Source organism: Paraburkholderia sp. SIMBA_030, assembly GCF_046535245.1.
Taxonomy (GTDB): domain Bacteria; phylum Pseudomonadota; class Gammaproteobacteria; order Burkholderiales; family Burkholderiaceae; genus Paraburkholderia.
In genome coordinates this window covers 1-12416 of the sequence record NZ_JAWRXB010000015.1, presented here as the reverse complement: position 1 = coordinate 12416, position 12416 = coordinate 1, and the positions used below count along the sequence as shown (strand labels likewise).

The following is a 12416-nucleotide window of genomic DNA, read 5'->3' as shown; positions in this document are numbered from 1 at the left end:
CGTACGCTTAATCCATCTGCCATCGCGGGTTCACCACATCAGCAGCACCGTACCCGCGCCGAGCACCCCGCCGCATACCGCGCACGCCCACAGCAACACGCGCGTGCGCCGATATTCCCGGCCGAGTTCCTCCATCAACTGAATATTCTGCCGCGGCGTGCGAGCGCGATCATGCTCGTGTTGCAGGTATCGAACGGCGAGTTGCGGCACGCGCGGCAGCATATGCGCCAGATGCGGCAGTTCGCGCGAAATACGCTTGATCCAGCCGCGATGATCGAGATCGCGCCGCGCGATGCCGGCCAGCACACTGCGCGTGATATTCCACGTATCGACGCCCGGATGCAGCGCGCGCGCCAGCATTTCCGCCTGCTGGAACGAGCGCTGCGCGGTGGCGAGGCGCCCGGACACGGCGCCATCGAACGGTTGCACCGCGTGCAGCAGATGATGAAACAGCGAACCTGCCGAGTGGTCTTCGGGAACGGCTGCGAAATGCGCTTCTGCGCGGGTGCGCAATTCCGCTTCGAGCATCTCGGCGCGCGTGTCGTGCGGCACGTGCCCGGCATCGCGATGCAGTTCGGCCAGCCGGCCGTAATCCTGGTCGAACAGGGCGGTCGCGCCATGCACGAAGAATTCGCGCTCTTCGGTCGACAGACTCGACATGATCGAAAATTCGGCGAGCACGAGGCGCCCTAGCGTGTCCGGCTCGACGCTCACGCGTACCCGGCGTGAATCGAGGGTTGCGTGAAAGAAGCCGTGCTCGAATGCCTGTTCGGTCACCACCTCGACGATATGCGTGGCGAGCGGCGCAAGTTTGACACGGTGCGCATGCAGGCCGGGCAGATCGCTGGCCGGTAAGGTGCTGATGCGCTGCATTGTCAGCGTTTCATTGGTGCACAGGTCCCAGATCACGGCCGGCACGGCAATGCGCGCGTCGCCGTCGAAATGATGGCCGGTCTGGCTCAGGTTGGCGGCCTCGGCGCGCAGGTCGAAGCGGCGCAGGATGTCGCCGGAAAACGATTGGGCCAGTGTGCGCAACTGCAGCCGGCGTGCGGTGCCGGAGAACTTTTCCAGCCAGCGCGCGACCCAGCGCAACAGCGCGAGTTCGTCGCCGATCTGTTGCAACAGATCGGCGCGCACCAGTTTGATGGCCACTTCGCTATGGCCGTTGACCGGCGCGGCGAGCCGCGCAAGGTGCGTCTGTTCGGCGAAGCCGCCGCGCAGCGGCACCAGATCGACCGCACTGAAGATCGTGGTTAGCGGCCGACCGAACGCGCGCGTCAACGCCTGCTCGGACTCCTTGGGCGGAAGCGGCGTTTCGAGGTGATCGATCGCGTCGATGGCCTCGTGCAAGGTGCCTGTCGCCAGTTCGGGATGTTCGGCCAGCGTCTGTGCGAAGCTGCTCGCCAATGGACCGAGCGCCGGCAGCAGGCCATGCAGGCTCTCGCGGCCGCGCCCGGATGCGTGCACGCGGCTGACCAGTTCGATCATCCAGTGCAGTTTGTGATCGGCCGGGGCGGCGAGCCAGATCAGGCGCGCGCCATAACGCAGCGCGTGGAACAGCAGCAGTAAGCGGCGAAACAGTGGCGGCATCGGCAGTTCGATTGACGGCCGCGTGACGTCGACGCGCGGCCAAGGCGTTCAGGTTAGCAGGGAAGCGCGCCAATAGGCGCATCCCCGCGCCACGCGTAATACAATACGCCGGCCTTCTCCAACCGTGGCGAAACCCAGGCGTGCCGGCTCCCGGCCCTCAATCGATGCTCGCAGAACAACGTCACCAATACATCCTGGCGCAAGTTGCCAAAACCGGCGCGCTCTCAGTGGCCGAGCTGGTCCGCGAATTGAATGTGTCGCGCGAAACGATTCGCCGCGATCTGAATGCGCTGGCCGGGCGCGGTCTGTTGGTCACGACCCACGGCGGCGCGCTGTCGAGCGACCGGCGCGAGCCCGACCTCGATACGCGCGAAGCCGCCAACGCCGGCGCCAAGCGGGCGATCGGCGAACGCGCGGCCGAGTTCGTGCCGGACGGCGCATCGCTCATCATCGATTCGGGCAGCACCACGCAGGCGGTGGCGCGCGCGTTGCTAGACCGGCATCGGTTGTCGGTGTACACGAACGACTGGCGCATCGCGCTACTGCTCGGCCGCCGCAACGAGAACCGCGTGACGCTGCTCGGGGGTGAACTGTCGGATATCGAAGACGCCACCTTCGGCCTCGACACCGTTCATCAACTCACGCAGTACCACACGGACTTCGCTTTCATCGGCGCGGGCGGCATCTCGCCGGACGGCTACCTGACCGACTACAGCCGGATGGCCGCCGAAGTGCGCAGCCGGATGATCGCCGCCGCGGACGCGGTGGTCATCGTTGCCGACCATTCGAAGTTCGGGCGCGTGACGCCGGTGCGCATCAACGGTATCGAGTCGGCGCGTTATCTGGTCACCGAGCTGGCGCCGGAGCGCGCGCTCGGCAAAGCGATTGCGGCGCACGGTCCGGAAATCCTGATCGCCTGAGCGGTCGACCTGCTACTGGCCGTTACTTCACGCGGATGCCGAGCCGTTCGAGCGTACGGCCGATCGCGGCCACTGCGTTATGCAGTTCGTTCGCGTCGATCGCGCCGATACAGCCGACGCGAAACGTTTCCACTTGCGTCAGCTTGCCAGGGTACAGCACATAACCGGCCTCGCGTACCGCGGCGTAGAAATCGGCGAAATTCCACGCAGGGTCGCGCGGCGCGTGGAACGTGACGATCACCGGCGCCTGCACTTCAGGCTTCAGGAACGGCTCGAAGCCGAGCACCTTCATCCCGCTGACCAGAGTCGCGCAATTGAGCGCGTAGCGTGCGCCGCGCGCGGGCTGGCCACCTTCCGCGATGAAACGATCGAGCGCGGCGCGCAATGCGGCGACCACGTGAGTCGGCGGCGTGAAACGCCATTGCGTCGTCTTCTGCATGTAGACGAACTGATCGTGCAGATCGAGCGCCAGTGACGGCGAACGGCCTTCGCTCCGTTCCAGCACGCTGCGCCGCACAATCACGAAACCCATCCCGGGCACACCTTCGAGGCACTTGCCGCTCGCCGAGATCAACGCGTCGATGCCGCCGCGCCGCAAATCGACCGGCAGCGCGCCGAACGAACTCATCGCGTCGACAATCAGGCTCTTGCCGTGCCGCTGACATACCGCGGCGATATCGTCGAGCGGATTGAGCAGGCCGGCGCTAGTCTCCAGATGCACTTGCGCAACATGAGTAATGCGCGAGTCGCGATTGAGTGCGTCTTCGATGGCGGCGGCGCTGACCGGTTCGTCTTCGTGCAGCGCCAACTCGATATAAGCAATCCCCATGCGCTGCAATATTCTGATCACACGGGCGCAATACGCGCCGTTGTTCGGCACCAGCACGCAGCCTTGACGCGGCACCAGCGTGCCGATCGCCGCCTCGACCGCAAATGTGCCGCTACCTTGAAGCGGTACGCAGACATAGTCATGTTCGCCATGTACGATTTTCACGAGGTCGGCACACACACTATGGGTCATGCGGTTGAACGCGGTGTCCCACGAGCCCCAATCGCGCAGCATGGCCTCGCGCGTTTGGGGCGAAGTGGTGAGCGGTCCAGGGGTCAGCAGGACTGGGTCGTTTCCAAGGATCACACGGCCTCCTTTATCAGATGGATATACGTCGCCCAAGCAAGGCGGCGAAAAGTTTGATTTGTATATTATTGGCGAATTGTGTCATTTTTTGGAATTCAAGAAAATAGTCATGGCGTTGTCATGGAAACCTGTGATTCTTGCCGTGCCCGCTCAGGCATGGCAGGCAGCGCGACTGTCGTAGGTGGGTTGCAAGTCGGGCTGGAGAAGAAGCGGCAAAGTTGTCGGCAATCTGCAATCGTGTGACTTTGCAGGGCAACCGGCTGAGGGCAATATGCAAGCGGCGCGGCGGTACCGCCGTTCAATCACAACAGGTATCGGGTTTTCCCGACCGTCTGGTTTTTTGCCTTTCGGAGAGCGACATGACAACGACGAATTCCCTTCACGCCACTGCTGGCCTCGTGCGCAAACTGCTGCCGGCGCTGGTCGCCGCGGCAGCGTTCGGCGGCGCGGCCATGCCGGCCCAGGCGGCCGACGCAGTGGTGCTGTATACCGCAGACGGCCTCGAAAACCTCTATAAAGATGTGCTGCCGGCCTTCGAAAAGAAGGAGGGCGTGAAGGTCAACATCGTCACGGCGGGTAGCGGCGAAGTGGTGAACCGCGCCACCATCGAAAAGGATCAGCCGAAGGCCGACGTGATCGTCACGCTGCCGCCTTTCATTCAGCAAGCCGACCAGAGCGGCCTGCTGCAGGCTTACCAGAGCGCCAACTACAAGAACGTGCCGACGATCGCCAAGGCGCCGAACGGTGCGTGGGCGACCTTCGTGAACAACTATTTCTCGTTCGCCATCAACCCGGAAGTCACCAGGACCCAGCCGAAGACTTTCGCTGACCTGCTGCACCCGGACTTCACCGGCAAGGTTGCCTACTCGAATCCGGCCACGGCGGGCGACGGCATGGCGGTGATCATCCTGACCACGTCGCTGATGGGCGAGGACAAGGCATTCGATTATCTGAAGAAGCTCGAAGAGAGCGCCAAGTTCCACACCAAGGGCACCGGCTACCTCGACGTGCTGCTTTCGCGTAACGAAATCGCGTTCGCCAACGGCGATCTGCAAATGGATCTCGACGATGCCGCAAACGGCGGCTTGTCGCTCAAACCGATCTTCCTGGCAGCCGGCGCGGGCAGCCAGCCGACCACCTTCCAGCTGCCGTACGCGATCGGCCTGATCAAGAACGGTCCGAACCAGGCTGAAGGCAAGAAGCTGATCGACTACCTGATGTCGACCGAGGTGCAGGCGAAGGTGCCGGACATCTTCGGCATCCCGGGTCGCACTGACGTGCCGCTCGCCGGCAAGAACGGCGAAGCCGTCAAGAAGGCTATCGCCGGCGTGAAGCTGATTCCGGTGGACTGGAACCAGGTGATGGCGAAGAAGGCTGACTGGACCGCACGCTGGAAGAGCGACGTGATCGGTTCGTCGGGCAAGCAGATCGACGTCGTCAAGCCGAAGTAAGCCGCACGCAGCGAGTTGCAATCGGCGGTCGAATCAGGCGGCGCCTCCAGCTATCGTGCGAGGCGCCGCATCAGCATGAATCTAGTTGGAGGATGAACCCGGTGAATACGGCCCGTCTTGCTCACCCAGGCGCGCTCGGCGCCTCACCGGACGCGCTCGAAGCCGCGCGTTCGAACACGCCGGGCGGCGTGCAGATCGACCATCTGACTGTGCGCTTCGGTTCGCGCACAGTGCTCGACGATCTGTCGCTGACCATCGAGCGCGGTGAATTGCTGACCGTGCTCGGCCGCAGCGGTTGCGGCAAGACGACGTTGTTGCGTTTCATCGCCGGGTTCATCGAAGCGGACGGTCTGGCCGGCACGCTGACGGTCGCCGGTCACGACCTCACCCATGTGCCGCCTCACAAGCGCAATCTCGGCTTGTTGTTCCAGAGCTATGCGCTGTTCCCGCATCTGTCGGTGTTCGACAATGTGGCCTTCGGATTGCGCGCGCGCCGCACGTCGTCCAAAGACATCGCGCGGCGTGTCGCCGATGCACTCAAGCTCGTGCAACTGGTCGATTCGGGGCATGTCATGCCCGCGCAGTTGTCAGGCGGCATGCAGCAGCGCGTGGCGCTGGCGCGCGCACTGGTGATCGAGCCCGACGTGCTATTGCTCGACGAGCCCCTTTCCGCGCTCGACGCCAATTTACGCGCGTCGGTGCGTTCCGAATTGAAGGCGCTGCATGAGCGCTTGCCGAATCTGACGATCGTCTGCGTGACGCACGATCAGGACGACGCCCTGGTGTTGTCCGACCGCACGCTGTTGATGCACGACGGCCGCATCGCGCAGCTCGGCACCCCACAACAGTTGTACGACACGCCGAACGATGCGTTCGTCGCGCGCTATCTGGGCGCGGCCAATCTGCTGCCGCCGCAGGTCGCGTTCGGCATGGGGGATACGCGCCACAACGAGCGTGAGCGCGTGGCCTGTCTGCGTCCGGAAACGCTGCGTATCGTGCCGCTTGGCGAAGGCCAGTTGCATGGCGCGATCACGTCGGTCGAATGGTACGGCGCGGTGTTGTCGGTGTCGGTCGTGCTCGACGCGATGCCCAGCGAGCCCGTGCTGGTCACCATGCAGCGCGGCCAAGGCATGATGCCGGAGAAGGGCGCGCGTGTTTCCCTGCGTTATGAGGCAGACGATGTCGTCCTTATCAAGCCCTGATACGCCCAATTCGCTCAGCACGGCCGACGCCGAGGCCCGCCGCAGCGCCAGTGCCGCGGCGCATACGGCAGCGGTGAAGCGCCGCGAACGTGCGGCCCAATGGCATCTGCTATTCCTCGCGGTGGTCGTGCTCGGGCCGCTCGTCATTTATCCGCTCGTGCGGCTCGTGCTGTTGAGCCTGACGGCGCCGCACGGGTTGAGCCTGCAAGCCTACGCAGCGTTCTTCGGCAATCCGGAGACGCGCGGTGTGGTCGGCACGACGCTGTGGATCCTGTTTGCCAGCGCTGGGCTCGCGTCGCTGCTGGGCGTCGCGCTGGCGTCGCTGTTGTTCTTCAAGCCGTTTCCCGGCGCACGGATGGTCACGCGCTTCCTCGAGTTGTTCGTCGCGTTTCCGTCGTTTCTGGTCGCGTTCACGCTGATTTTTCTGTACGGCTCGCAAGGCTCGGTCAGCATCGGCTTGCAGCGGCTGTTTCACCTGCAGGCGCCGCCGCTCGATTTCCTGTTCGGCGTCGGCGGCGTGATTCTCGCGGAGGTGGTGTTCTACGCGCCGTTCGTGGTGCGGCCGACGCTCGCGTCGTTCGCTACGCTCGACATGCGCTTGATCGAAGCCGCGCGAAGCCTCGGCGCGCATGGCTGGATGGTTGCGTACAAGGTGATTCTGCCGCTCGCGTGGCCGGGCATCGCAGCCGGCACGATTCTGTGTTTTCTGCTGACGCTCAACGAGTTCGGCATTCTGCTGGTGCTCGGCAGCGCCCACCTGATTACGTTGCCGGTCGCGATCTACAGCTCCGCCACCGTCGACCTCGACTTGCCGAGCGCCGCCGCCGGCGCGGTCGTGATGCTGATCATGTCTTTGTCGCTGTACGCGTTGTACCGCCAGGTCAACCGACGCAAGGTGAAAGGAGCGGGCCATGGCCGTTGAACTCGACCCGACCGTATTGCCGGTCATGCACAAGAAGGCGCGGCCGGTGCGCCGCAGTCTCGCGGTGCGGATGCTGGGCAGCCTGTTTCTCGGCTTCGCGGCGTTGCTGTGTTTCTGGCTGTTCGTCCTGCCGGTGCTGGTGGTCGCGCTGTCGAGCGTGGCCGCCCACTGGTCCGGCACGATCCTGCCGGACGGCTTCAGCACGCGCTGGTTCGAGCGGCTCGGCTCGAGCGACTTCGACGCGCTGACCACCAGCCTCGAAATCGGCATGGGCGTCGCCGTGCTCGGCACGATTCTCGGTCTGTGGCTGGCGTTGGCGCTCGAAGGGCGCGACCGGCGCGGCCTTGGCGCCATCGTCGATACGATCGCCATGATGCCCAACGGCGTGCCGAGCGTGGTGCTGGGGCTGGCGGTGTTGATCGCGTATCACAAGCGTCCGGTCGATCTGTCCAGCTCGGCGGCGATTGTTGTGTTCGTGCAGCTCGCGCTGGTGTTGCCGTTCTGCTACCGGTGCGCGGCCGCCGCGTTGCGCCCGGAGTTGACCATTTTGCGTGAAGCCGCGGCAAGCCTGGGGGCGCCGCCGTCGATGGTGTTGCGCCGCGTCGTGCTGCCGCAGCTGGTGCCGGCGATCCGTGCCAGTCTCGCACTGGGTTTTGCGCTGTCGCTCGGCGAACTCGGCGCGACGCTGACCGTGTACCCGCCCGGCTTTGCGACGGTGCCGATCGTCGTCGTCGGGCAAGTGGAGCGCGGCTATTACCTGCCGGCCTCCGCGCTGTCGCTGATTCTGCTGCTTGTCTCACTTGCTGCGCTACTGCTGATCGCGGCGCGTGTCCCGCGTCGGCGATTGGACTGACGGGCCAGTGTTGATTTTTGCGTTTGCGTGGCATGGGCACACAGGCACAAATCGCATGAATCGCATGAATCGCATGAATCGCATGAATCGCATGAATCGCATGAATCGCATGAATCGCATATCGTAATGTGGCAAAATATGTCAATATGACCGAATATATGCAAACTGCTTCAGTCGATCCGATCGAGGTTGTGCGCAGGCACTCGTTGACGGCGCTAGTCCGCGACGAAATCGAACGGCACATCATCGAAGGGGCGCTGGCTCCCGGCGACAAACTCAACGAAGCCGATTGGGCCGCGCGTCTGCAGGTGTCGCGAGGGCCGGTGCGCGAAGCGTTTCGCGCGCTGGAGCAAGCCGGCCTCGTGCGCACCGAGAAAAACCGCGGCGTGTTCGTGCGGACAGTCTCGCTGGCGGAAGCGGACGAGATTTACGCAGTGCGCGCGGTGCTCGAAGAAGCGGCGTGCCGGATGCTGGCTTCGAGTATCGATGCGCGGCAACTCGCCGGGCTGCGCGAGTGGCTCGACGCCATGCGCGCCGCGCTCGATGCGCAGGATCACGACGCCTACGCGCGCGCGAACGTGGCGTTTCACGACGCGATCGTGGCGGCCGCGGGCAATGTCAAGCTGTACGAGACATATCGAAGGTTGGTGAGCGAATTGAGTCTGTTTCGTCGCGCGGCGCTGGTGGTGCGTGCCGACACGATGGAACGCTCGCTCGCCGAACATCGCGCGATTCTGACCGCGCTGGCCTCGCGCGATGGCGACCATGCCGCCGCGCTGATGCACGCGCATGTGAACGGCGGCCGGCAGCGCGCGCATGAGGCGTGCGAACCGGTGGGCGCGTTGGGCGGAATGCAAAGGGCCGGTTAGGGTTTGACTGCAACGGATTGACTACAGGCACGCGTGATCGACACGCATGGAAGGTAATGATGGCAAACCCAAGCGAACGCAGTATCGAAGTGAACGGCCGTGGCTACCGGCTCCCGGCTGAGCCTACTGTGGTCGTCTGCGTGGACGGCTGCGAATACGATTACCTCGAAGCCGCCGTCGCGGCAGGCGCGGCGCCGTTCATCGGCAAGATGCTCAGGAGCGGCGCGGCCTTCAAAGGCGACTGCGTGATTCCGTCGTTCACCAACCCGAACAACCTGTCGATTGTCTGCGGCGTGCCGCCTTCGGTACATGGCATCTGCGGCAATTACTTCTGGGATCCGGACGCGAACGGCGGCGAAGGCGCGGAAGTGATGATGAACGATCCCGCCTATCTGCGCGCCGGCACGCTGCTGGCAGCTGCCGCCGAAGCGGGCGCCGCGGTTGCCGTGGTCACCGCGAAAGACAAGCTGCGCCGGCTGCTCGGCTGGCAACTGAAGGGCATCTGCTTCTCGGCGGAAAAAGCCGACGAGGTGACGCGCGAGGAAAACGGCATTGACGAGGTGCTCGATCTGGTCGGCTTGCCGGTCCCGGACGTATATAGCGCCGGCCTGTCCGAGTTCGTGTTCGCCGCCGGCGTGCGGCTTGCGGAAACCCGCAAGCTCAATCTGATGTACCTGTCGACCACCGACTACATCCAGCACAAATGGGCGCCGGGAACCGAAGGCGCGAATGCGTTCTACGCGATGATGGACGGCTATCTCGCGAAGCTCGATGCGCTCGGCTGGGTGATCGGCCTGACCGCCGACCACGGCATGAACGCCAAACACGATCCGCAGACCGGCGAGCCCAACGTGATCTATCTGCAGGACCTGATGGACGATTGGCTTGGCGCTCGCAGAGCACGTGTCATCTTGCCGATCACCGATCCGTATGTGGTGCATCACGGCGCGCTCGGTTCGTTCGCGACGATTTACCTGCCGCGCGATGTCAACGTCGCGCAAGTCGTCGAGCGGATCGGCAGCTTGCAGGGTATCGAAGTAGTGCTCGACAATCGCGCTGCGTGCGAGCGCTTCGAACTGCCGAACGACCGCGTCGGCGATATCGTCGTGGTGAGCACTCAACATGTGGTGCTCGGTACGCGTCGCGAAGAACACGACCTCTCCGGGCTGACCGTGCCGCTGCGCTCGCACGGCGGGATTTCCGAGCAGGAAGTGCCGCTGCTGTTCAATCGGCGCGTCGAGGCTTTGCTGGCCGGTAAAAGTGGTAAGAGGCTGCGCAACTTCGATATCTTCGACGTCGCCTTGAATCAAGTGGCGGCATCATGAACGCAATGTTGCAGGACCATTCGGCATTTCGCACGGAAGCGCTGCGGCTCAAAGGCGAGCGAGCGGCGCGTGAGCGCACGCTCGACGTGTTCGATCCTTTTACGGGCACGCGCGTGGGCACCGTCCCGCTGGCGAGCGTCGACGACGTGCGCGCCGCGTTCGAATATGCCGCCGCGTATCAGGCGAAGCTCACACGCTACGAACGTTCGCAGATTCTCGAACGCGCCGCAGCGTTGCTGCGCGAGCGGACCGAAGCGGCCTCGGATCTGATTTCGCTCGAGTCGGGCTTGTCGAAGCAGGATTCACGTTACGAGATCGGCCGAGTTGCCGATGTATTCAAGTTCGCCTCGATCGAAGCGTTGCGCGACGACGGGCAGAGCTTCTCCTGCGATCTGACGCCGCATGGCAAGAAGCGCCGTGTGTTTTCGCAGCGCGAACCGCTGGCGGGTGTGATCGTCGCGATTACGCCGTTCAACCATCCGATGAACCAGGTCGCGCATAAGATCGCGCCGGCGATCGCGACGAATAATCGCGTTGTGCTCAAGCCGTCGGAGAAAGTGCCGTTGTCGGCGCTCTATCTGGCGGACATTCTGTATGAAGCCGGCTTGCCCGCACCGATGCTGCAGGTGCTGACCGGCGATCCGCGCGAAATCGCCGATGAACTGATTACGCATCCGTTGGCCGAGCTCGTGACCTTCACGGGCGGCGTGGCGATCGGTAAATACATTGCCGCGAAGGCGGCCTACCGGCGTGTCGTGCTGGAACTGGGCGGCAACGATCCGCTGATCGTGCTCGAAGACGCCGACCTCGAACGTGCGGCGACGCTTGCCGTGCAGGGCTCGTATAAGAATTCCGGGCAGCGCTGCACCGCGGTCAAGCGGATGCTGGTGCAAAAGAGCATCGCGGCGGATTTCACGGACCTGGTCGTCGAGAAAACGCGTGCGTGGACCTATGGCGATCCGTTCGATGCTGCGAATCAGATGGGCTCCGTGATCGACGCCGCTGCCGCGCAGCTTTTCGAAGCGCGCGTCGACGAAGCAGTGGCGCGCGGCGCGCGGTTGCGAATCGGCAACCAGCGCAACGGCGCACTCTATTCGCCGACGGTGCTCGACAACGTCGATCCGTCGATGACGCTCGTGCGCGAGGAAACCTTCGGGCCCGTGTCGCCGATCATCGCCTTCGATACGCTCGACGACGCGATTCGTATCAGCAACGGGACGCCGTTCGGGTTGTCGTCCGGTGTGTGCACGAACCGGCAGGACGCGATCACGCGCTTCATCAATGAGTTGCGCGTGGGGACGGTCAACGTATGGGAAGTGCCGGGATATCGGATCGAATTGACGCCGTTCGGCGGCATTAAGGATTCCGGGCTTGGCTATAAAGAAGGCGTTCAGGAAGCGATGAAGAGCTTCACCAACCTGAAGACCTTTTCATTACCGTGGGAGTAATAGCGTGGCATTGAGTCTGAGCGACATCCGTTCGTTATTCGAGCAATACGGCAATCTCGCTTATAGCGGCGAGCCGGTGACGCAACTCGAACACGCGCTGCAAAGCGGCGCATTGGCGGAAGAAGAGGATGCCCACGACGAACTGGTCGCCGCCGCCTTTTTGCACGACCTCGGCCATCTGCTGAATCTGCAAGGCGAAACACCGACGGAGCGCGGCATCGACGATCTGCATCAGTATTTTGCGCTGCCGTTCTTGCGGCCGGTGCTGTCGGATACGGTATTGGAGCCGATCCGGCTGCACGTCGACGCCAAGCGTTGCCTATGCGCGATCGACAATGCCTATTTCGGTAAGCTCTCGGCCGATTCGGTGCGGAGCCTGGAATTGCAAGGCGGCATCTTCAGCGAGGAAGAGGCTGCGATGTTCCTGAAGAAGCCCTACGCCGAAGACGCATTGCGCCTGCGCAAATGGGACGATCGCGCAAAAGAAGAGGGCCGTGCGACGCCCGATCTCGATCACTATTTAGGTGTGGTTGAGCGAGCGATGCAGAAGCGTGTGACTGCCTGAATCGGTTGTTCCTGTTTGCTATCTTCGCGCCAAATCTGGCGCAATCCATACGTATCAAAATAACGCTTGCAAGCCGTCGTCCGGCTCGCTAGAATCTCGCTCTTTCGCGCTTCGGACAACGGGGCGCGGGAGGCGG

At 63.5% G+C, this 12416-nt stretch carries 11 protein-coding genes; 9 read left to right on the top strand and 2 right to left on the bottom strand.

Annotation, left to right across the window (positions count from 1 at the left end):
* Positions 1 to 30 precede the first annotated feature (30 nt).
* A complete protein-coding gene (locus SB772_RS24635) occupies positions 31 to 1590 on the bottom strand; it encodes an ABC1 kinase family protein (RefSeq protein ID WP_410835818.1) in 1560 nt (519 codons plus the stop codon).
* Between the two features lie 164 nt (positions 1591 to 1754).
* On the opposite strand from SB772_RS24635, the gene SB772_RS24630 reads away from it, so the two are divergent.
* Positions 1755 to 2510, top strand: coding sequence for a DeoR/GlpR family DNA-binding transcription regulator (locus SB772_RS24630; RefSeq protein ID WP_410835817.1), 756 nt, complete (start codon positions 1755 to 1757; stop codon positions 2508 to 2510).
* Between the two features lie 22 nt (positions 2511 to 2532).
* Here the strand turns inward: SB772_RS24630 and SB772_RS24625 are convergent, their stop codons facing one another.
* Positions 2533 to 3645, bottom strand: a complete 1113-nt coding sequence (locus SB772_RS24625; RefSeq protein WP_410835816.1) for a 2-aminoethylphosphonate--pyruvate transaminase — start codon at positions 3643 to 3645, stop codon at positions 2533 to 2535.
* A 359-nt stretch (positions 3646 to 4004) separates the two neighbouring features.
* On the opposite strand from SB772_RS24625, the gene phnS reads away from it, so the two are divergent.
* The 8 genes from phnS to SB772_RS24585 all read left to right on the top strand — a co-directional run bounded on the left by phnS (position 4005) and on the right by SB772_RS24585 (position 12280).
* Complete coding sequence (gene phnS, locus SB772_RS24620; RefSeq protein WP_410835815.1) at positions 4005 to 5096, top strand: 2-aminoethylphosphonate ABC transporter substrate-binding protein; 1092 nt, start codon at positions 4005 to 4007, stop codon at positions 5094 to 5096.
* A 101-nt stretch (positions 5097 to 5197) separates the two neighbouring features.
* Positions 5198 to 6298 (top strand): 2-aminoethylphosphonate ABC transport system ATP-binding subunit PhnT, encoded by a 1101-nt coding sequence (phnT, locus tag SB772_RS24615; protein WP_410835814.1) that lies wholly within the window; start codon positions 5198 to 5200, stop codon positions 6296 to 6298.
* Positions 6276 to 7220 (top strand): 2-aminoethylphosphonate ABC transporter permease subunit, encoded by a 945-nt coding sequence (locus SB772_RS24610; RefSeq protein WP_410835813.1) that lies wholly within the window; start codon positions 6276 to 6278, stop codon positions 7218 to 7220. Before phnT ends, SB772_RS24610 begins: the two co-directional genes overlap by 23 nt.
* Complete coding sequence (gene phnV, locus SB772_RS24605) at positions 7210 to 8073, top strand: 2-aminoethylphosphonate ABC transport system, membrane component PhnV (protein ID WP_410835812.1); 864 nt, start codon at positions 7210 to 7212, stop codon at positions 8071 to 8073. The genes SB772_RS24610 and phnV overlap by 11 nt, the downstream gene beginning before the upstream one ends.
* Before the next feature lie 146 nt (positions 8074 to 8219).
* A complete protein-coding gene (locus SB772_RS24600) occupies positions 8220 to 8942 on the top strand; it encodes a phosphonate utilization associated transcriptional regulator (protein ID WP_410835811.1) in 723 nt (240 codons plus the stop codon).
* 59 nt (positions 8943 to 9001) lie between these two features.
* Positions 9002 to 10267 carry a phosphonoacetate hydrolase gene (gene phnA / locus SB772_RS24595; protein ID WP_410835981.1) on the top strand — a complete coding sequence of 422 codons (1266 nt, stop codon included), beginning with the start codon at positions 9002 to 9004 and terminating at the stop codon, positions 10265 to 10267.
* Positions 10264 to 11715, top strand: coding sequence for a phosphonoacetaldehyde dehydrogenase (gene phnY, locus SB772_RS24590; protein ID WP_410835810.1), 1452 nt, complete (start codon positions 10264 to 10266; stop codon positions 11713 to 11715). Before phnA ends, phnY begins: the two co-directional genes overlap by 4 nt.
* A 4-nt stretch (positions 11716 to 11719) precedes the next feature.
* On the top strand, positions 11720 to 12280 hold the full coding sequence (locus SB772_RS24585) for a phosphonate degradation HD-domain oxygenase (protein ID WP_410835809.1): 561 nt from the start codon (positions 11720 to 11722) through the stop codon (positions 12278 to 12280).
* Positions 12281 to 12416 lie beyond the last annotated feature (136 nt).

Bases quoted from the DNA above. Each gene is read 5' to 3' on its own strand.
- SB772_RS24630 (WP_410835817.1), top strand. From the start codon at position 1,755: ATGCTCGCAGAACAACGTCACCAATACATCCTGGCGCAAGTTGCCAAA.
- SB772_RS24635 (WP_410835818.1), bottom strand. From the start codon at position 1,590: ATGCCGCCACTGTTTCGCCGCTTACTGCTGCTGTTCCACGCGCTGCGT.
- phnS (WP_410835815.1), top strand. From the start codon at position 4,005: ATGACAACGACGAATTCCCTTCACGCCACTGCTGGCCTCGTGCGCAAA.
- phnY (WP_410835810.1), top strand. From the start codon at position 10,264: ATGAACGCAATGTTGCAGGACCATTCGGCATTTCGCACGGAAGCGCTG.
- phnV (WP_410835812.1), top strand. From the start codon at position 7,210: ATGGCCGTTGAACTCGACCCGACCGTATTGCCGGTCATGCACAAGAAG.
- SB772_RS24600 (WP_410835811.1), top strand. From the start codon at position 8,220: ATGACCGAATATATGCAAACTGCTTCAGTCGATCCGATCGAGGTTGTG.
- phnA (WP_410835981.1), top strand. From the start codon at position 9,002: ATGGCAAACCCAAGCGAACGCAGTATCGAAGTGAACGGCCGTGGCTAC.
- SB772_RS24610 (WP_410835813.1), top strand. From the start codon at position 6,276: ATGTCGTCCTTATCAAGCCCTGATACGCCCAATTCGCTCAGCACGGCC.